Here is an 18,555-nt window from a genome sequence, read left to right on the forward strand (position 1 = left end):
TGAAAAGAAGCTGAGCGCATAAACGCTCAGCTTCTTCTAATTTAAATCTTCCCCTATGATTCGAACCTCTCGCTCTAATGACACATCAAACTTTTCCTTTACAGTAGCTTGCACATGTCTTATTAAACGAATATACTCTTCAGCAGTTGCATTATCTTTATTCACAATAAAGCCTGCATGCTTTAGGGATACTTGTGCTCCGCCAATTTGTGTACCTTGCAACCCGCTGTCCTGGATTAACTTCCCAGCAAAATATCCTGGAGGTCGTTTAAACACACTCCCACAAGAAGGGTATTCTAGAGGCTGCTTTGATTCACGTTTGTACGTCAAGTCATCCATAACTGCTTTAATCGCCTCATGATCCCCTACTTTTAATGTAAAGGTACCTTCTAATACAATATAGCCTTTATCAGGTATATTACTTCTTCTGTATTCTAAATCAAGTTCTGAAGCATCTAAAGTTAGCAAATCACCATTTGGATCTATCACGATAGTGCTCTCAAGGACGTCTTTTATTTCCCCACCATAGGCACCTGCATTCATATAAAGTGCACCACCTACAGAACCAGGAATACCACAAGCAAATTCTAATCCCGATAATTTTTGACTTAATGCCTCGCGTGATACATCAATAATCCTTGCACCACTTTGCGCAATTAGTTTATTGCCTTCTCTTCTTATTTCAGTTAATTTATTTAAATTCATGACGATTCCACGAATACCGCCATCTTTTACAATTAAATTTGAGCCGTTTCCAAGTAAGGTAAATGGCATATCTTCCTGATTTGCAAGCTTTATAATCTGTTGTACCTCTTGATATGTTTCTGGTGTAACAAATAGATCAGCCGCTCCACCTAGACGTGTATACGTATGATTCTTTAAAGGTTCATTAACCATCACATTATTCTCAGATGTTATGCTAATCAGTTTTTCATACACATGATGATTTATCACGAAAATCATTCCTTTAGTCAGTTTCCTTATTTCTATTCACCATCTGTTCTATTGTAAGGCATTTTACGTATTCTCGCCACTTATTAAGGAATACGAACTTATTGATGATGATGTATGACAAATAAGCGAGTACTATGTAACTTAGCCCTCCTAAATAGTAGAGTCTGCGGAAAGCATGATTGCATAATATATATATGGGCTTTGTAACTAACTTGTGATTCTCATCGTATTTACCTTATCAAGCTTGCAATTCTTTGAAAGGATGGTTTATTGTCCTCAAAACTAGTAATATACTGAAATCCAACCCTTTGTAACAGATTGTAGGCCGTATTGAACTCATACGCCAATGTGTCCTCCCTATGAGAATCAGATCCTATTGTTATTATTTCTCCCCCTAAAGAATAATACAGTCTTAATATATCCTCACTCGGCATTCCAGTATTTAAGCCATAACGAAAGCCAGAAGTATTTAATTCAATTCCCTTTCCCATCGGAATGATAACCTTAAAGATTTCTGTGATTAGCTCATGAAAATCCCTTGTACTTCCTTGTTTATATCGCTTCACCAAATCAAGATGCCCTAATACAGAAAAGGAATCAAAATTCTTCGTACAGAATAGTAGTTCCTCATAATACTTAGCGTAAGCCTCATTTATAGTTTTATCCTCAAAGAATTTGCCAGAATGCAAATCCTTTCGATCAGATGTATGCATGGAACAAATAATAAAATCAAAGCGATTCTTTCTCATTAATGCTTCATAACGATCAAGTAAATACGGTTCAACTCCAATTTCAATCCCCTTTTTTATGTTGATCCTATTCCCGTACTTGGCTTGCATCTGTCTAATTTGATCATCATATTCTAATAGATTGAACTCAAAAACAATGGATTCATCTGGATAATCATAATCAATATGGTCTGTAAAACAGATTTCAGACAGCCCTATTTCAATTGCTTTCTTTATCGTTCTATCCATTGGTGTTTCACAATCAGCAGAAAAATTACTGTGAACATGGTAATCTAACATATCGTTTACTCCCCCTACGGTTGACAATTCTCATCTTACCTTATAGAATACTATATAACTTTACTTAATTAAAGCAATAAAGCAATAAAGTAGTAAACTATTTAAAGGAGCTTCTTATGGAATCCTATTTAAACCCAAATGTAAACGTTAGAGATTTCAAGTATAAGGAACAATTAATTAATCAATTAAAAAGCCGCATTCATACATATGGCTACGATCAAATTTCAACATCTGTCTTTGAAAATTATGACTTATACACAACGGTTAACGGTACGATCAATCGTGATGAAATGATTAAGGTCATTTCTCCGGATGGAAAAGTCCTAGTGCTTAGACCTGATGTAACGATTCCAATTACTCAGCAGGTAGCTACACAGCTTAATACCTCAAAAGAAACAACACGTTATGGCTATGTACTAGATATCTTTCGTTCATCCTTTCGTCAAACACAAGGATTTGTACGAACACAAGCAGGGGTTGAATTATTTGGCAACGGTCGCCCAGAGGCTGACTCAGAAGTAATTGCTTTAGCGATTCATTGTTTAGTTGACTTAAAGCTTACGAACTTCAAGCTAGAGCTAGGTCACTCGGGAGTAATGAAAGAAATCCTTACCTACCTATCACTTAAAAAGGAACAAGAGGATGAATTCAAGCAATTCATCCAATCCAAGAATTTCTCAGGATTGGAGCACTTTTTAAAGGATCTTCCACTTGAAGACGAGAAAAGAAGAGCGATTCAGACCATATCACTCTTATATGGTAATCCAAATGAAGTACTTGAGAAGGCATTACCACTGTCATTTACGAAAAAAATGACAGAAGAACTTAAGCGATTAAGAACGGTATATGAACAGTTAGATTCATATGGATTTGGTAATCATATCGTTATCGATCTAGGATTAATCAATCATATGGGATATTACTCTGGAATTATCTTTCAGGGATTCATCGAAAACATTGGAAAACCCATATTGTTTGGAGGTCGATATGACCAACTTGCAAATCAATTTACTTCATCTATTCCAGCTGTTGGGTTTGCATTTGATATCGATACACTCTTATCCACTTTACCTATCAATCTCATAGAACCTTCTATAGAAATCGCCATCTACTATGCACACAATAGACAGGTTGAAGCATTTGAGCTTGCGAAAACCCTAAGAGAAATGAATCATCGCACGATAATATCTAACAAATCAAAGGAAACAGATGGGATTTCCATAAAGCTAACGGACATAGGAAATGAGATTTCCTACAAAGCTATCAATTACTGCTTCAACGCAAAGGAAGACGTATCAAGCTTACTTCAAGAAATCATGGAGGGAAGATAATGCATCCAATAACACTTGCATTAGCGAAAGGGCGTACAACTGATAGTACCCTTCGCCTGCTAAATAAAGTCGGCTACTTTTTTGAAGACTTTGATGAGAATAGTAGAAAGCTTGTATTCTTTGATGTAAATCAAGAGATTAAATTACTTTTTGTTAAAGCCGTGGATGTCCCAACCTATGTTGAAAAAGGAGCCGCTGATATTGGTATCGTTGGGAAGGATAATATTTTGGAGTCCGGTGCAGATGTCTATGAAATGCTAGATTTGCATGAAGGGAAATGTAAGTTTGTTGTTGCTGGGAAAAACAGGGAGACATTTGCATTAAAGAATCTTACCGTAGCTTCGAAATATCCTTCTGTTGCGGCTAATTTTTTTCAGAAGCAAGGTATTAATACGGAAACAATTAAGTTGAATGGTTCAGTCGAGTTAGCACCACTTATAGGAATGGCAGATGTCATCGTTGATATTGTCGAGACTGGTAGAACGTTACGTGAAAATGGCCTCGTGATACTAGAAGAGTTAGAGGAGATTAGCACTAGATTAATTACCAATAAAGCGAGCTTTGCCACAAAAACAGAGCAAATTGAGGGTTTTATCCATAAATTACAACAAGTATTGGAGTGATAGAATTGAAGATTATTTCTGCAGAACAATTTAGATTGGAGCGAGCTACTTTCCACACAAATGCAGATGAACCTCACTTTGACAAGTCAGTACTAGAAATAATTGATACTGTTCGTAAAGAGGGTGATTCCGGAATAAGGCAGCTTACCCAACAATTTGATGGTGTTGATGTAGCAGAGCTTACTGTAACAATGGAAGAATTTGCAGTTGCAAGTCAACAGGTTGAACAAGACTTCGTGAAGGCGATTCGCCAAGCTGAAGAAAATATTACCGCCTTTCATAGATGCCAAGTGGAACAATCTTGGTTCACTGAGTCACAACCTGGTATTGTGCTTGGACAAAAGGTTACACCAATCGAAAAGGTTGGAATTTATGTCCCGGGAGGAAAAGCTAGCTATCCATCCACCGTCTTGATGAATGCTATTCCAGCCAAGCTAGCAGGTGTAAAATCAATAAGCATCTCAACTCCACCTGGTCCAGATGGAAGCGTAAGTCCCTATGTCTTAGTAGCTGCATCCATGCTCGGAATTAATCGTATTTATAAAATTGGCGGCGCACAAGCAATTGCTGCACTTGCCTACGGAACGGAAACTGTAGAAAAAGTGGATAAGATTGTCGGCCCTGGCAATGCCTATGTTGCCAGAGCGAAGAAATGGGTATATGGGGATGTTGCAATTGATATGATTGCTGGACCAAGTGAAATCTGTATCGTTGCTGATGAAACTGCAAACCCGAAATTTGTTGCGGCTGACCTGCTATCTCAGGCTGAACACGATGAAGAAGCAAGTACATATTGCATAACAGCAAGCCCAACCATAGCGAAAAATATAGCATTTGAAGTTCAACATCAATTGAAAGAATTCGAACGCAAGGATATCGCACAAGCCTCCATTAGGAATAAGGGCAGAATCATCGTAGTAAAAAACGAACAGGAAGCTTTTGAAATCGTAAATATGATTGCACCTGAACACCTTCAGCTCATGATAAACAATCCGACGGATAAAGTAATGAACATCCATCATGCAGGTGCCATTTTTATCGGTAACTATTCCCCAGAACCATTAGGTGATTATTTTGCAGGGCCAAATCATACTTTACCAACAAATGGAACCGCAAGATTCTCTTCACCACTTGGTGTTTATGATTTTGTGAAGCGTTCTAGCATTATTCACTATTCAAAAAAAGCACTTATGGATGCTTCAGAATCCATCGCCTGTCTAGCAGAAACAGAAGGCTTACACGGTCATGCCAATTCAATCCGAATACGAAAGGAAAATGAATATGCGAAATAGAACGCTAACAAGAACAACCAATGAAACAACTATAGACCTTAGTCTTGAATTAGATGGAAATGGAAATGCAGCTATTGATACTGGTGTCGGATTTCTCGACCATATGTTGACGCTTTTTACCAAGCACGGGCTTTTCAATCTTTCGGTTACTTGTAATGGTGATTTACATGTTGATCAGCATCATACTGTTGAAGATATTGGCATCGTGTTAGGGCAGGCTTTCGCATCCTGTGTCGGGACGAAGGAGGGTATTAATCGTTATGCATCTGTAACGACTCCAATGGATGAATCGCTCTCAACCGTCACCGTGGACATAAGTGGTAGACCATACCTCATCTTCCATGTAGACGGGTTGAAGGAAAAGGTTGGTGACTTCGATACCGAGCTTGTAGCTGAGTTTTTCCAAGCGTTTGTCAATCAAGCTCACATTAACCTACATATCAATCTTGTATATGGCCATAATAGCCATCATATTATTGAATCCATATTTAAAGGCTTTGGCCGAGCATTAGATAAAGCAACCTGTAAAAATCCAAGAATTGAAGGAATCCCTTCTACAAAGGGATCGCTCTAACTTAAACAAAGGAGACCGCAAACAATGATCGCAATTATTGATTATGGTGCTGGAAATATTAAAAGCCTTCAATTTGCTTTAGCAAAACTAAACATGGAAAGCTGTTTAACCAAAGATGAAGCAACTATCCGAAAAAGTGAAGCCATCATCTTACCAGGAGTTGGTTCCTTCCAGGATGCGATGAATGAACTGAATAAAGCGAATCTAGATAACATAATACGATCCGAAGCTCTAAAGGGAAAGCCGCTATTAGGAATCTGTCTTGGTATGCAATTATTCTATGAAACAAGTAATGAGGGAGGAATTACAAATGGCCTAGGTGTTCTCAAAGGGCATATACAACGAATTCCTTCTTCTGTTAAAGTTCCGCATATGGGATGGAACACGCTTCAAGTAAAAATCCCATCTGCTATTATGACGAATTTACCGAATAATCCTTATGTCTATTTTGTGCATTCCTACTATGCAAATCATGTTCACCCAAAAGAGGTAATTTGTAGCAGTACATATGGTGAAGAACTTCCTGTCATTGTTCAAAAAGACAATATTATTGGTATGCAATTTCATCCAGAAAAAAGTGGTGAAATAGGTATACAGCTACTGAAAAACTTCCGGGAGATGATGTTATGATTCTATTTCCAGCAATTGATATATTAGACGGCAAATGTGTTCGATTAGTACAGGGAGATTACAATCAAGAAAAGGTATATAGTGACTCCCCTACCGATATGGCAAAAAGATGGATTTCATTAGGGGCAAGTGCCCTGCACATCGTTGATTTAGACGGTGCAAAGACAGGTAAAGCATTCAATCAGTCCGTTATCCAAGATATTGTTATGCATACATCCATCCCCATTCAGGTTGGTGGTGGAATTCGAACAATGGAGCAAATGGAAGCTTATTTATCGATAGGAGTAAGTAGGATCATTCTCGGTACGGCAGCAATTGACAATCTCCCGCTCATCCAGCGCGCTGTGCGTACGTACGGTAATAAAATCGCCGTTTCGATTGACGCTCGTAATGGTCTTGTAGCCACTGAAGGATGGCGCCAGACTAGTAATATTCACGCGCTAGATCTATTAAAGCAACTAGAACAAATTGGAGTGGAAACGATTATCTATACTGATATTGCAAAAGACGGCATGCTTGAGGGCCCCAATATGAAAGAACTGGAAGCTATCAACCGTGCATCTAGTATTCAAGTAATTGCTTCAGGTGGCATATCCAGCTCATCTGACATCAGAGGACTTAAAGAAATGAATCTCTATGGTGCCATTATTGGAAAAGCCTTATATGATGGGACAATCAATTTCAGAGAAGTAATGGAGGATTAGCCATGTTAGCGAAACGAATCATCCCTTGTCTGGACGTAGATAAAGGGCGTGTCGTCAAGGGGAGGAAATTTCAAAATATCCAAGACGTTTCTGACCCTGTAGAATTAGCTATTCGTTATAACAACGAGGGAGCAGATGAGCTTGTTTTTTATGATATAACTGCCTCCAACGAAAAACGCGACATATTTGTCGATATGGTAGAAAGGGTTGCTGCAGAAATTAGTATCCCATTCATGGTTGGTGGCGGTATTCGAAGTGTTGATGATGTTTATCGTGTACTACATTCAGGTGCTGATAAGGTATCAATCAATAGTGCAGCTATTACCAATCCCAAGCTTATCGAGACAGCAGCAAAGAAATTTGGATCACAATGCATTGTCCTTTCCATTGACGCAAAAGAAGTTTCCCCTAGTAGATGGAATGTATTTCAAAACGGCGGTAGACATGACACCGGCATCGATGCCATTGAGTGGGCAATTATAGGGGAAAAATTAGGCGCTGGCGAGCTTGTTATGAACGCCATTGATGTAGATGGTGTACAAAATGGCTATAATCTCAGTCTGACAAAAGCAATTGCTGAGTCTGTGAATATTCCTATTGTGGCTAGTGGTGGCGCAGGGACAAATGAACATTTTTTATCCGTCCTCAGCAATGATATAGCAGATGCTGCTCTAGCCGCTTCCGTATTTCATTATAATACGATTAGAATTCCTGAGCTCAAGAGCTATTTAACACAACACAATACACCAATAAGGAGTGTCTCATAAATGGAAGGGATTATGAATCAACTAAAATTCCAGGAGAACGGACTAATACCTGCCATTATTCAAGAGCAGACAACTGGAAAAGTCTTAATGTTAGCCTATATGAATGAAGAATCCTTACAAAAAACATTGGAAACAAAAGAAACATGGTTTTACTCCAGAAGTAGAAAAGAACTATGGAATAAAGGAGCAACCTCTGGAAATAAACAAGTTGTAAAGCAAATACAATACGATTGTGATGCTGATAGCCTATTAATTCATGTTGAACCGCAAGGCCCAGCCTGCCACACAGGGGAAGAAACCTGTTTCCATTATCACATTTTCGGAGAGGAAATTTCACAAGTATCGATTATTGAACAAGTTGTATCGACCATTAAAAAACGAAAAAAAGAAGCAACGAAGAATTCTTATACATCCTATTTATTTCGAGAAGGCATTGATAAAGTCCTCAAAAAAGTCGGAGAGGAAACAAGTGAGGTTATCATCGGAGCCAAAAATCAAGATAAGCAAGAAACCATTTGGGAAATTGCGGATTTGACTTACCATCTCCTCGTATTAATGGAAATAATGGATGTATCTCCAGATGATATTAAAAGAGAATTAGTTAAAAGACATCTCTATAAAGCGGTGAAATAAGATGAGTAAATTTTGGAGTTCCATCGTAACTCGGACTGAACCATATATTCCAGGAGAACAAATTAATGATCCAAGCATTATCAAACTGAATACGAATGAAAACCCATATCCCCCTTCTGATTCTGTCGAAAATGCAATTAAAGATGAACTAGGGGGAAATTTAAAACGCTACCCTTCTCCAACTGTTGATAGCTTGCGAGAAACAATAGCAGAAAACTATCATGTAGGGAAAGAATCTATTTTTGTTGGGAATGGATCTGATGAAATATTAGGCTTTTCATTCATGGCTTTTTTTGAGCCTGGAAAAACGATACGCTTTCCCAACATATCCTATAGCTTTTATCCCGTATATGCAAAGCTGTTTAATATCCCTTTTGATGAGGTAAATGTTAATTCAGATTTTTCACTAGACCCATCAGCCTTTTTTGAGTCGGATGGAGGTGTCATTTTCCCGAATCCAAATGCACCAACCGGCATCTTATTATCGTTATCAGCCGTTGAAAGCATTATTGTTCAAAACCGTAATCAAGTAGTAATTATAGATGAGGCGTATATTGATTTCGCTCGTGAAACAGCTGTGCCACTGGTTGCGAAATACCCTAACCTACTTGTCATTCAGACCACTTCAAAATCACGTTCCTTAGCAGGACTTCGAGTTGGTTATGCAATTGGTCATCCAGATTTAATCGAAGGGCTAAATCGAATTAAAAATTCATTTAACTCCTATACCTTAGATCGATTAGCCATTGTAGGAGCAAACGCCGCACTCCTTGACAAAAGCTACTATGAAGCGATAACACGAAAGATAATTCAAACTAGAGAATGGATTTCTAAAGAATTAACACAGCTTGGATTTCACGTATTACCTTCACAAGCAAATTTCGTGTTTGCTTCCCACAAAAAGGTTACTGCCATAAACCTATATACGTTGCTAAAGCAAAATGGAATTTTAGTTAGACATTTTAATCAAGAGCCCATTGATAACTACTTACGCATTACAATTGGATCAAACACGGAAATGAAACTATTCATGGAAAGACTTAAGCGCATCTTAAGGAAGAATACACATCTTTAGCCTTTCCAGCTACATCTTTAGCTTGTATGATATTTCTTCATACAAAAAGCACATAGCCAATGGGCTATGTGCTCTTATTAGGGATTAAATAAGCTTTTCTATCTCTGCTGCTTCCATCAATTCTTCTACTTTTACTTGAAGCGCTTCTGCTTCACGCTGCTGTACTAATTGCTCTTTGATAATGGACTTTGCTTCTTCGTATTCCATCATCTCTTCATTTTCTTTTTTTAACTGATCATATGCTTCCTTAATGTCATCCTCTGTAACCTCATCAACTTGAACTTTCTCTTGCATATATTTATCAAGCGTGAACGTAAATCGAATTTGTTCCTTTAAGGATTCCTCAGTTAATTTATATTGCTCTAAATAGGCAGTAAATGAATCTTCATTTTCAGATTTAAGGGTGTCAAATTCATTCTGAACTTCCTCTTCTGTTACATCAATACCTTGTCGTGCAGCCTCTTGTTTAATGAGCTCTTGTGCAGTAATTTCATTCAACGTTATTTCCTTAATATTCTCTTTATCTTCAATGTCTTGTCCAAATTGATACACACGCATTTTAGTTTGCAAATACACCGTATTATATTGTGCACCTTTTACTTCCGTGTCATTTATTCGGATAACAACTTTATCATCGTCTACTTTTTCATCCTCTTCCAGCGTTATCTCTTTTGCTGCTTTTTCTTCTTCATTTGTCTTTTCATCATCGTCTCCACATGCTGCTAATATCAAAAACAAACCCATTATCATAACTATGCTAAGTAATTTCTTCATTTCATTACCTCATTTCTAAGCGTTGTATTACTATTCAATCACACTTAACACCCGTAAAGCAAGGTTAAGCACATGATAGCAATTATTGAATAAACACTGTCCCACCAACGATTCACCAAGCTAATAACAACTACATTACAATTACACTCGAATTTTACTAATTCATTCCACATTTACAAAAGGGTAATCCATATACTAACTCTATCTAAGACCGACATGTTGTTCAAATACTCGAAGTAGTAATCTGTTTTCGCCTAACCATGAATCCCTTTACAAACCAATCATAGAAGACATTCCAGATGAGTGAACAATTTCGGTATCATCTCTATGAAATATCCTTCAAACAATAAAACCTATAATAAAAAGAGCTTACTAACCATATTAGCAAGCCCACCAATTCATATTATTCGTTTACTTCACAGCCTTCATCGGTACAATAGGAAGTTTTATTTCCTTTGGGATCAAGAGATGTTAGCGTCGGCTGTTTGTTTTCTTCTTCCCATACCTTTTCCAATACTTCCACAAATACCTCTTTGGGTTGCGCACCTGAAACAGCATATTTCTCATTAAATACAAAGAAAGGTACTCCTTGAACACCAATTTGTCTTGCGAGCTCTTCATCTGCCCGTACGCGACTTGCATATCGATCCGTGGCTAAAAGATCGGATACTTCTTCCTCATCAAGTCCAGTCTCCACTGCTAACCTGGTTAAGGTGGCATGCTCACTAATTAATGCTGAGTCAGTAAAATATGCATGCAGTAGTTTCTCTGTCAACTCTTTACCCAGAGCTTTTGTTTCTGCGTATTTCGCAACTCGATGAGCGTCAAATGTATTGGTATGCTGCATTGTATCAAAATTATACGTCAAACCTACAGTTGCAGCTTGCTTGCTAACACTTTCATTCATTTGTTTTGCATAATCTACAGAGATTCCTTTTCTTTCCGCAAGGTACTCATGAATAGTTTGATTGGGTTTTGCTTCAGAACCAGGGTCCAATTGATAGCTTTTATATTCAACTTTTACGTTGTCCTTCTGTTTAAATTCACTTAATGCCAGCTCAAGCCTTCGCTTACCAATATAACAAAATGGACAAACAAAGTCGGACCATACTTCGATTTTCATGTCGTGCACCTCTCTTTTCATACAAGTATTTTAGCACACCAGACATTTTTATCGATAATTTTGTGCTTCATACAATCGTTACATTATATATATTTTCCGTAGTCTGGAACAGCTATTTCCTCGAAATTTTCTACAAGGTGCGCAAGCCCATTTTTAAAATCCTTCCCTTCTAAATACATACCATGTCCCGGGATTACTCGGCTCGGTTGAAGTCGTTGTAATTCTACAACAGAATTTTTGGCAGCAATCCAATCCGTTGTTAAGTATCTAGGAGGTCCGTTTACTTCGGCTTTTTGCAGCAATACCTTATAGAAAGAATCCTGCCTTACCGTTATAAAGGCATCACCAGAAATTAACAAACCATCCTTTTCTCGATAAAACGAAACATGGCCAGGACTATGACCAGGGGTATGAATCCATTTCCATTCATTTAGTCCTGGAATTTGAAAATCATGTGGCAAAGCTTTTAAGTGAAAACCAATATCGATTGGCTCATTCGGATAAATAGCAGAGATTTTCGCAAGCATTCCACCCTCAACCGTTGTATCAGGTTCAGGATAACTTTTTTCACCTGTTAAATACGGAAACTCTGCTTCATGTGCGTATACCGGGACATCCCATTTTCTTAATAACGCAACTAATCCTCCTACATGATCAAAGTGTCCATGTGTCAAAATGATAGCTTCCGGCTTTGCACCCTCCCCAAATCGTTCTTCTGCAGCACTTACAATCTCAGGTGCAGATTTGGGCATACCCGCATCAACCAAAAACCATTTCTTCGAATTCGGTTCACCGATAAATATAATATTGACAATTTGGTCCGTATAATAGTAGACATCCTCTGCTATCGCTTGCCCCATTTTACTTTGAAGAGAAGTCATCGGAATAAATTTCATGTCACTACCTTCATGTATCTGTTTATCCATCTTCACCACTCCTTTTATCTCTATTATTGGAATGATGGTAATAAATTATTGATATACAATAAAAAAACAAGGCAAATCGCAATTCACATGCGATTAGCCCTGTTCATCTAACAAAGACCTACCCATAATGGTAACCCTATTTGTATTTTTTAATTCTGATAAATTTTTAACTCCGATACCAAACATCGTAATTTTCAATTCAAATTCTATTTGTTCCATTACCGCTAGAACAGCTTCAACAGAATCTGTTGCTGCTTGCAGTAATGTTCTTGCAAAACCTATTACATCCGCACCTATTGTGATAGCCTTTGCTGCATCTAGCCCTGTTTTCATACCACCACTTGCCACTAACGGTATTTCTTCTAACTCACTTCTCACGGATACGATGCAATCCTTCGTTGGAATTCCCCAGCTATTAAAAGCCTCCGCTGCCGCCTTCCTTAAAGGATCTTTCGAACGCAATTTTTCCACCTGACTCCATGAGGTTCCACCTGCACCGGCAACATCGATAAAGGATATCCCTGCATCATATAGCTGCTTGGCAACCTTTCCATCAATCCCAAATCCTACTTCCTTCACGCCAACTGGTACAGATAGCACGTTACAGACTTCTTCAATTTTCGGAAGTAAGCTGTCGAAGTTTAAATCTCCTTCATCTTGGATAACTTCCTGTAATGAATTTAAATGCAGATATAGGGCATCTGCTTCCGTTAAATCCACAATTCTTTGCGCTGCATCTGATCCGTAGCCATAGTTTAATTGTACAGCTCCTAGATTTGCTATTAGTGGAACAGTTGGTGCCTGTTTACGGATTAAGAAGGATTCTTGGTGCTTATCACTTTCCAGTAATGCCCTCGTAGAACCAAGCGCAATAGCCCAGCCTCTTTCTTCCGCCGCTATAGCAAGGTTCTGATTAATTTCAGTTGCTAGCTCTGACCCACCTGTCATGGAGCTAACTAGGAATGGAGCTTGAAGTGGTCTATTAAGAAAACGAGTCGTGATATCGATAGACGAAAAATCTATTTCAGGTAATGCATTATGTATAAAGGAAATCCCTTCAAGTCCCGTTGATTTATTGACACCTTCTACTTGATCGGTTAAGCATAAGCGAATATGTTCCGTCTTGCGTTTATTAATCCCTTGTTCAGCCATGTCCACACTTCCTATCCACTTTATCTCTATCCCTAGTTTACTTGTTTCATACCGCGAATGGAAGTAAAGTGATAATAAAAGGAGCATGCAACATAAAACCGCTGCATGCTCCACAAAATCCACTAGAATAACTATTCTTCTTTCTTCGGAAAAATGGTGTAACTAAAACTTATGACAAAGTCAATCACTAGTACGAGTGACCAAATTCTAAGCGTTCCTAGTAGCGCTTCTGTTTGACTCGAGTTATTAATGAAAAGAATAATTCCAAGTAATATAGCAGCCCCTATAATCCATGCAAGTAAATGACGATACCAGCCTAATCGCTCTACTTTCGCATATTCCCTTCCATACTTTTTCTTCTTTGGTGGTTTTTCTCCTCCAGCAAATCGAAAAGCGAATTGCTTATCCGCCCAACTGATCATCTGATGTCCAAACGCAACACTAACTCCTATATAGACAGCTGCAATTCCATGAACGGTGGAAGCAACTGCACCATTATGCAAATCAATGACCGTGGCAATAAGTAGCACTAAATCAACAATAGGTGTGCATATAAGTAATACATTACTTAGCTTCTTTCGCTTCCATATATATCGTGACACAAGACCCGCAAGAACAAACACCCAAAAGCCTATCTCACAGGCTATGATTAACCAGCCTATCACTAATCTCATCCCCCTTAATAGTACGACTGTATTATAAATGTACCAAACTTATTATAGTAGCACAACTGTGTTATAATAAAACTATGCCAAAAATCGTAAATCACAAAGAACGAAAAATAAAAATAGCAGAGTCTACTTGGAATGTTATTGTTCGTGAAGGCCTTGAAAATGCTTCTGTACGTAAAATTGCATTGGAAGCTGGTCTTTCAGTTGGATCTCTACGCCATTACTTTCCGTCCCAATCGGATTTATTCTTATTTTCAATGGAGCTTGTATCCGACAGGGTGCAAAAACGAATTGAAAACACCGAATACAACGGTCAACCAATCGAGATAATTCAACAGGCTCTAAGCGAAGTTCTTCCAATTGATGAGGAAAGATCAATAGAAATGGAGGTTTGGTTAATTTTTTCTGCAAAAACGCTCGTTGACCAAAAATTAGAAGAGCTGAGCCAAAAGGTGTTTATCCAAATGAAAACCGGCATTGAACGTGTCATCCATTCCATGGAACAGCTACAACTATTAAGAAGTACGATTAATAAGGAAATGGAAGTATTACGTTTACATGCGTTAATTGATGGGTTAGCAATGCATCACATCCTTTACCCAAAGGTATTAACAAAAGAAGAGATGGTTCATACACTTACCTATCACCTCCAATCACTCTGTGTGGAAGATACTTGAAAGGAGTAATGCCAATTGAAAGAGCAAGCCAAGGAATTTGCTACGAAAGCGCATGCCGGTCAGAAACGAAAAAACTCTGATGACGACTATATTACACATCCGATTCGTGTAGCCAACCGACTTGAGAAGGAAGGTTTTTCAGAAGAACTGATTTGTGCAGGATACTTACATGATGTTGTGGAAGATACCATCTATGAAATAGAAGATATTGAGAGGGAATTTGGAACAAAGGTTGCTATGTTAGTTGCTGCCCATACAGAAGATAAATCAAAGTCATGGAAAGAAAGAAAGAAAACAACATACAATCCAAATTATGAAAGATGCTGATAAAGAAGTAAAATATCTAATTATTGCCGATAAGCTAGATAACCTAATAGGATTAGAGAAGGATTTAAAAGCACAAGGTAATCGTATATGGAAAAACTTCAATGCTGGAGTTGACATGCAAAAATGGTACAATGAATCGTTAGTAGCCAATATGTACAAAGGTTTGAAAAGTCACGAGATACCAGCATACTTTTCGGAATATGAACAATTAGTTCTCCGTGTATTTCAATAAACGCTTTTTCCATAGGACAAAAGTATGAATATTCTTCCAGCTTATACAAATATATCTAATTATTATATATAATATATCGGAAATCTATTTTATGGAGGCATCGTCTATGGAAAATGAAAATAATAGTAATTTAGCAATGGAAAAGAAAGTAATAAGCAATGAACAACAACCTAATTACTTTCATTACATTATTCAAAGCATAAAGGATCCAAATACAATCCTATCCCATGATTTTAAAGGGTACCATCAGTTTGGCCTCATCAATATGATTATATTTTTAGGATTGATTTTACTAAGCTCTTTTATCGGTTTACTTGATTATTTAGATGCACTAGAATGGTTTGGCTTTGGCGATTACTTTAACTATCTTGGTCGTACACTTTCCTTTGCAATCGCTATTGTAATCGTAATCCCAGTTTTTGTGAAGGTAGCTGCATCTAATGGCAGCAAATTTCATATGAACTACTTTTTAGAAAAATTTGGAGCTTTCTTTATCCTACCTAGTATTTTACTGCTCGTATCCCTGCCGTTAGAAGCACTTGGAATAACTGTTAGTTCTTGGTTCAGCTCACTTGCAACTACTTTCTTATATATTGGCGTGTTTATGACTTCGTATTTATATGTTTCACGGAACAACATGAAAACAGCATTTATTTTTGTTGCTGGCTTCTATTTTGTATACAGATTGTTATTAATGATTTTATAAGGGGAAACGAAAGCAGCACACCGTTCATGAACGGTGTGCTGCTCTTCCTATTTATACTTATAATGTTTCTTTTGATGTTTACTTATTTTTTTCCACTTACTTTTTTCTTCTAGCTTGGCCTTCATATCTTGCTTTCGCCTTTCAAATGCTAGCTCTCTTTGTAGTTTACGATAGCTTTGGAATCTTTCTTCTGATAGTTCTCCTTCAGCTAGTGCTTCTTGCACGCGACAGCCGGGCTCAGTGGAATGCTTACAATCAGAAAATCGGCATCCATCCTCTAGCTGCTCAATATCCTGAAAAGTCGCTTCCATTGCAGACTCGCCTTCCCAAAGCTGTAATTCCCGCATACCTGGTGTATCAATTAACATCGCACCGGTTGGTAATAAAAACATTTCTCGATGAGTTGTCGTATGACGTCCTTTACTGTCATCTTCACGAATTGACTTTGTTTCTTGAACCTCTCGTTCAAATAAAGCATTGATAAGTGTTGACTTGCCAACACCAGAAGAGCCTAGTAAGGCACCTGTTTTAAATGCAGGTAAATAGGTAAGTAGTTCATCTATGCCTTCTCTCGTAATACTACTAATTGCAACCACCGGAATCCCAATGGCAACCTCATGAACACTAGCAATTGCCTCTTCTATGACTTCAGTTGAAGCCTCATCTTTTTTGGTTAGAACGACAACAGGGGTCGCACCACTTTCATAAGCAAGCAGAACATACCGTTCAATTCTTCGCAGATTCAAATCATGATTTAGCGAATTGACAATGAAAACAATATCAATATTTGCGGCTACAATTTGTGCCTCTGTTTTATTACCTGCTGCTTGTCTTGTAAATTGACTTTTTCTAGGTAGTATACCGTTAATAATCGCTTTCTTTTCATCAACTAGCTTCTGAACTTCTACCCAGTCGCCAACCGCGGGGAAATCCAAAGAACTCTGAGCGTTATTGATAAATTTCCCACTCAAGGTTGCCAGATATTCTAACTCTCCATCCGATATGCGATAGATACCTTTTTGTACCGTAAGAACACGTGCTACTGATTCTTCATTAATAGTGCTATCTGTTTTCCATCCAAGACTTTCTAAGTTATTCAATTAATTTCCTCCTATTTTTTGTGGAGGAAACGTATCTTATGCCGAACGTTCCTCCATTTTAATCCTTGTATTTTGATTTCCTGCTCTTTTTTTCATTTCAGTCATCATACATCACTCCTTTAAAATGGATGAACCATATTATATTTCTTTTCTAGTCTACTACATTTTTCACAAAAAGCTACTATGTTATTTGTAATTTTCTCCATTTTTTAATAAAAGTAACAAGAAATGAAGGAACTTTTACGCTAACACGCATTTATTGTACAAAAAAAGATGCGAGTGTGTAGACACTGCGCATCTTTAACTACCTTACCTTACATTCATATCATTTGGATCTGGACCATTTCGTTTATTTTGATTTAATGCTTCAATTTTCTTTATATCTTCTGCACTCAATTTAAAATCAAACAGATTAAAGTTTTCTTCGATACGAGATGGTGTTACCGATTTCGGTATCACAATATTGTCGTATTGTAAATGCCAGCGAAGAATAACTTGTGCTGGTGTTTTATCGTGAGCTGCAGCAATCTCTTGAATCACTTCGTTATTTAATACTTCTCCACCATTCATTAATGGGCTCCATGCTTCCAGATAAATATTATGCTGATTACAGAAAGCCTTTAATTCTACTTGTTGTAAAAGTGGATGACATTCTACTTGGTTTAATACCGGCACAATTTCACATTCGTCAATTAATCGTTGCAAATGTTCAATATGGAAATTACAAACACCAATTGCCTTTACTTTTCCATCATGATAAAGCTTCTCAAGCGCTTTATATGTTTCCACATATTGGTCAAATTCAGGAGTTGGCCAGTGAACTAGATACAAATCTACATAATCAAGACCTAGCTTTTCAAGGCTCGTATCAAATGCTTTTAACGTGTTTTCATAGCCTTGATCACTATTCCACACTTTCGTTGTAATAAATAGTTCTTCTCTCGGCAAACCAGAAGCAGCAATTGCTCGACCGACACCTTCTTCATTACCATAAATCATAGCAGTATCAATGGAACGATATCCCACCTCAAGTGCTTCCTTTACAGCCTTTTCCGCTTCATCATCTGGTACCTTCCAAACACCAAAACCAAGCTTTGGCATTTCTAAGCCATTATTTAACGTAACGTATTCCATATTTTCACTCCTTCTATGTAGAATATTCTACATTTTACCATATTCATTTCGAGAGAAAAAATATCCTGCCCAATTCCCAAGACTTAAATGAGAAAGCTAGTAGGTTTTTTTCAAAGAATGTC

Annotated in this window: 20 protein-coding genes and 1 pseudogene; 12 read left to right on the top strand and 9 right to left on the bottom strand. The window is 37.7% G+C overall.

Translation table 11 applies throughout. The features are described 5' to 3' along the window. Positions 1 to 36 precede the first annotated feature (36 nt). Together murB and ABC228_RS16450 are read right to left on the bottom strand one after the other, a co-directional pair. A complete protein-coding gene (gene murB, locus ABC228_RS16445; RefSeq protein WP_345826271.1) occupies positions 37 to 963 on the bottom strand; it encodes a UDP-N-acetylmuramate dehydrogenase in 927 nt (308 codons plus the stop codon). A gap of 221 nt (positions 964 to 1,184) precedes the next feature. After that, the gene (locus ABC228_RS16450; protein WP_345826272.1) at positions 1,185 to 1,982 is read right to left on the bottom strand and encodes a histidinol-phosphatase HisJ family protein; all 798 of its coding nucleotides are present in this window, start codon (positions 1,980 to 1,982) and stop codon (positions 1,185 to 1,187) included. Between the two features lie 116 nt (positions 1,983 to 2,098). Here ABC228_RS16450 and hisZ point away from each other — a divergent pair, with 116 nt between their 5' ends. From hisZ to hisC, 9 genes are read left to right on the top strand one after another with little or no spacing between them, the layout of a single operon-like run. Next, positions 2,099 to 3,313, top strand: coding sequence for an ATP phosphoribosyltransferase regulatory subunit (gene hisZ, locus ABC228_RS16455; RefSeq protein ID WP_345826273.1), 1,215 nt, complete (start codon positions 2,099 to 2,101; stop codon positions 3,311 to 3,313). After that, positions 3,313 to 3,936 (top strand): ATP phosphoribosyltransferase, encoded by a 624-nt coding sequence (hisG, locus tag ABC228_RS16460; protein ID WP_345826274.1) that lies wholly within the window; start codon positions 3,313 to 3,315, stop codon positions 3,934 to 3,936. Before hisZ ends, hisG begins: the two co-directional genes overlap by 1 nt. Further along, a complete protein-coding gene (gene hisD / locus ABC228_RS16465; RefSeq protein WP_345826360.1) occupies positions 3,936 to 5,228 on the top strand; it encodes a histidinol dehydrogenase in 1,293 nt (430 codons plus the stop codon). Before hisG ends, hisD begins: the two co-directional genes overlap by 1 nt. After that, the gene (gene hisB, locus ABC228_RS16470; RefSeq protein WP_345826275.1) at positions 5,218 to 5,802 is read left to right on the top strand and encodes an imidazoleglycerol-phosphate dehydratase HisB; all 585 of its coding nucleotides are present in this window, start codon (positions 5,218 to 5,220) and stop codon (positions 5,800 to 5,802) included. The genes hisD and hisB overlap by 11 nt, the downstream gene beginning before the upstream one ends. 24 nt (positions 5,803 to 5,826) lie before the next feature. Continuing rightward, complete coding sequence (gene hisH / locus ABC228_RS16475; RefSeq protein ID WP_345826276.1) at positions 5,827 to 6,432, top strand: imidazole glycerol phosphate synthase subunit HisH; 606 nt, start codon at positions 5,827 to 5,829, stop codon at positions 6,430 to 6,432. Next, on the top strand, positions 6,429 to 7,136 hold the full coding sequence (gene hisA / locus ABC228_RS16480; RefSeq protein WP_345826277.1) for a 1-(5-phosphoribosyl)-5-[(5-phosphoribosylamino)methylideneamino]imidazole-4-carboxamide isomerase: 708 nt from the start codon (positions 6,429 to 6,431) through the stop codon (positions 7,134 to 7,136). The genes hisH and hisA overlap by 4 nt, the downstream gene beginning before the upstream one ends. A 2-nt stretch (positions 7,137 to 7,138) precedes the next feature. Beyond that, entirely contained in the window at positions 7,139 to 7,903 is a 765-nt protein-coding gene (gene hisF, locus ABC228_RS16485; RefSeq protein ID WP_345826278.1) for an imidazole glycerol phosphate synthase subunit HisF, read from the top strand. Further along, the gene (gene hisIE, locus ABC228_RS16490; RefSeq protein ID WP_345826279.1) at positions 7,904 to 8,536 is read left to right on the top strand and encodes a bifunctional phosphoribosyl-AMP cyclohydrolase/phosphoribosyl-ATP diphosphatase HisIE; all 633 of its coding nucleotides are present in this window, start codon (positions 7,904 to 7,906) and stop codon (positions 8,534 to 8,536) included. It abuts the gene before it with no gap. Position 8,537: 1 nt separating this feature from the next. Further along, entirely contained in the window at positions 8,538 to 9,611 is a 1,074-nt protein-coding gene (gene hisC / locus ABC228_RS16495; RefSeq protein WP_345826280.1) for a histidinol-phosphate transaminase, read from the top strand. A gap of 84 nt (positions 9,612 to 9,695) precedes the next feature. Here the strand turns inward: hisC and ABC228_RS16500 are convergent, their stop codons facing one another. The 5 genes from ABC228_RS16500 to ABC228_RS16520 form a co-directional block, all read right to left on the bottom strand. Beyond that, complete coding sequence (locus tag ABC228_RS16500) at positions 9,696 to 10,385, bottom strand: SurA N-terminal domain-containing protein (protein ID WP_345826281.1); 690 nt, start codon at positions 10,383 to 10,385, stop codon at positions 9,696 to 9,698. A gap of 403 nt (positions 10,386 to 10,788) precedes the next feature. Next, positions 10,789 to 11,508, bottom strand: coding sequence for a DsbA family oxidoreductase (locus ABC228_RS16505; protein WP_345826282.1), 720 nt, complete (start codon positions 11,506 to 11,508; stop codon positions 10,789 to 10,791). Positions 11,509 to 11,591: 83 nt separating this feature from the next. After that, the gene (locus ABC228_RS16510) at positions 11,592 to 12,434 is read right to left on the bottom strand and encodes an MBL fold metallo-hydrolase (RefSeq protein ID WP_345826283.1); all 843 of its coding nucleotides are present in this window, start codon (positions 12,432 to 12,434) and stop codon (positions 11,592 to 11,594) included. A 93-nt stretch (positions 12,435 to 12,527) separates the two neighbouring features. Then, positions 12,528 to 13,586 carry a type 2 isopentenyl-diphosphate Delta-isomerase gene (fni, locus tag ABC228_RS16515; RefSeq protein ID WP_345826284.1) on the bottom strand — a complete coding sequence of 353 codons (1,059 nt, stop codon included), beginning with the start codon at positions 13,584 to 13,586 and terminating at the stop codon, positions 12,528 to 12,530. A gap of 131 nt (positions 13,587 to 13,717) precedes the next feature. After that, on the bottom strand, positions 13,718 to 14,251 hold the full coding sequence (locus ABC228_RS16520) for a hypothetical protein (protein WP_345826361.1): 534 nt from the start codon (positions 14,249 to 14,251) through the stop codon (positions 13,718 to 13,720). Between the two features lie 83 nt (positions 14,252 to 14,334). On the opposite strand from ABC228_RS16520, the gene ABC228_RS16525 reads away from it, so the two are divergent. From ABC228_RS16525 to ABC228_RS16535, 3 genes and pseudogenes are all read left to right on the top strand, one after another. Then, the gene (locus tag ABC228_RS16525; protein ID WP_345826285.1) at positions 14,335 to 14,934 is read left to right on the top strand and encodes a TetR/AcrR family transcriptional regulator; all 600 of its coding nucleotides are present in this window, start codon (positions 14,335 to 14,337) and stop codon (positions 14,932 to 14,934) included. 15 nt (positions 14,935 to 14,949) lie between these two features. Continuing rightward, a pseudogene (locus ABC228_RS16530) lies at positions 14,950 to 15,493 on the top strand (HD domain-containing protein). A gap of 106 nt (positions 15,494 to 15,599) precedes the next feature. After that, positions 15,600 to 16,199, top strand: coding sequence for a hypothetical protein (locus ABC228_RS16535; protein ID WP_345826286.1), 600 nt, complete (start codon positions 15,600 to 15,602; stop codon positions 16,197 to 16,199). Between the two features lie 47 nt (positions 16,200 to 16,246). On the opposite strand, the gene rsgA is transcribed toward ABC228_RS16535, so the two are convergent. Next, the gene (gene rsgA, locus ABC228_RS16540) at positions 16,247 to 17,299 is read right to left on the bottom strand and encodes a ribosome small subunit-dependent GTPase A (protein WP_345826287.1); all 1,053 of its coding nucleotides are present in this window, start codon (positions 17,297 to 17,299) and stop codon (positions 16,247 to 16,249) included. Between the two features lie 309 nt (positions 17,300 to 17,608). Then, the gene (locus ABC228_RS16545; RefSeq protein ID WP_345826288.1) at positions 17,609 to 18,433 is read right to left on the bottom strand and encodes an aldo/keto reductase; all 825 of its coding nucleotides are present in this window, start codon (positions 18,431 to 18,433) and stop codon (positions 17,609 to 17,611) included. Positions 18,434 to 18,555: the final 122 nt, after the last annotated feature.

Origin of the sequence: Ornithinibacillus xuwenensis (genome assembly GCF_039614845.1) — a bacterium.
In the GTDB taxonomy this organism is placed as follows: domain Bacteria; phylum Bacillota; class Bacilli; order Bacillales; family Amphibacillaceae; genus Ornithinibacillus; species Ornithinibacillus xuwenensis.

Excerpts from the sequence above, each read along its gene's own strand:
- murB (WP_345826271.1), bottom strand. The coding sequence starts at position 963 with ATGATTTTCGTGATAAATCATCATGTGTATGAAAAACTGATTAGCATA.
- ABC228_RS16450 (WP_345826272.1), bottom strand. The coding sequence starts at position 1,982 with ATGTTAGATTACCATGTTCACAGTAATTTTTCTGCTGATTGTGAAACA.
- hisA (WP_345826277.1), top strand. The coding sequence starts at position 6,429 with ATGATTCTATTTCCAGCAATTGATATATTAGACGGCAAATGTGTTCGA.
- hisH (WP_345826276.1), top strand. The coding sequence starts at position 5,827 with ATGATCGCAATTATTGATTATGGTGCTGGAAATATTAAAAGCCTTCAA.
- ABC228_RS16500 (WP_345826281.1), bottom strand. The coding sequence starts at position 10,385 with ATGAAGAAATTACTTAGCATAGTTATGATAATGGGTTTGTTTTTGATA.
- hisB (WP_345826275.1), top strand. The coding sequence starts at position 5,218 with ATGCGAAATAGAACGCTAACAAGAACAACCAATGAAACAACTATAGAC.
- ABC228_RS16505 (WP_345826282.1), bottom strand. The coding sequence starts at position 11,508 with ATGAAAATCGAAGTATGGTCCGACTTTGTTTGTCCATTTTGTTATATT.
- hisZ (WP_345826273.1), top strand. The coding sequence starts at position 2,099 with ATGGAATCCTATTTAAACCCAAATGTAAACGTTAGAGATTTCAAGTAT.
- ABC228_RS16510 (WP_345826283.1), bottom strand. The coding sequence starts at position 12,434 with ATGGATAAACAGATACATGAAGGTAGTGACATGAAATTTATTCCGATG.
- hisIE (WP_345826279.1), top strand. The coding sequence starts at position 7,904 with ATGGAAGGGATTATGAATCAACTAAAATTCCAGGAGAACGGACTAATA.
- ABC228_RS16535 (WP_345826286.1), top strand. The coding sequence starts at position 15,600 with ATGGAAAATGAAAATAATAGTAATTTAGCAATGGAAAAGAAAGTAATA.
- hisC (WP_345826280.1), top strand. The coding sequence starts at position 8,538 with ATGAGTAAATTTTGGAGTTCCATCGTAACTCGGACTGAACCATATATT.
- hisF (WP_345826278.1), top strand. The coding sequence starts at position 7,139 with ATGTTAGCGAAACGAATCATCCCTTGTCTGGACGTAGATAAAGGGCGT.
- fni (WP_345826284.1), bottom strand. The coding sequence starts at position 13,586 with ATGGCTGAACAAGGGATTAATAAACGCAAGACGGAACATATTCGCTTA.
- ABC228_RS16525 (WP_345826285.1), top strand. The coding sequence starts at position 14,335 with ATGCCAAAAATCGTAAATCACAAAGAACGAAAAATAAAAATAGCAGAG.
- hisG (WP_345826274.1), top strand. The coding sequence starts at position 3,313 with ATGCATCCAATAACACTTGCATTAGCGAAAGGGCGTACAACTGATAGT.
- ABC228_RS16545 (WP_345826288.1), bottom strand. The coding sequence starts at position 18,433 with ATGGAATACGTTACGTTAAATAATGGCTTAGAAATGCCAAAGCTTGGT.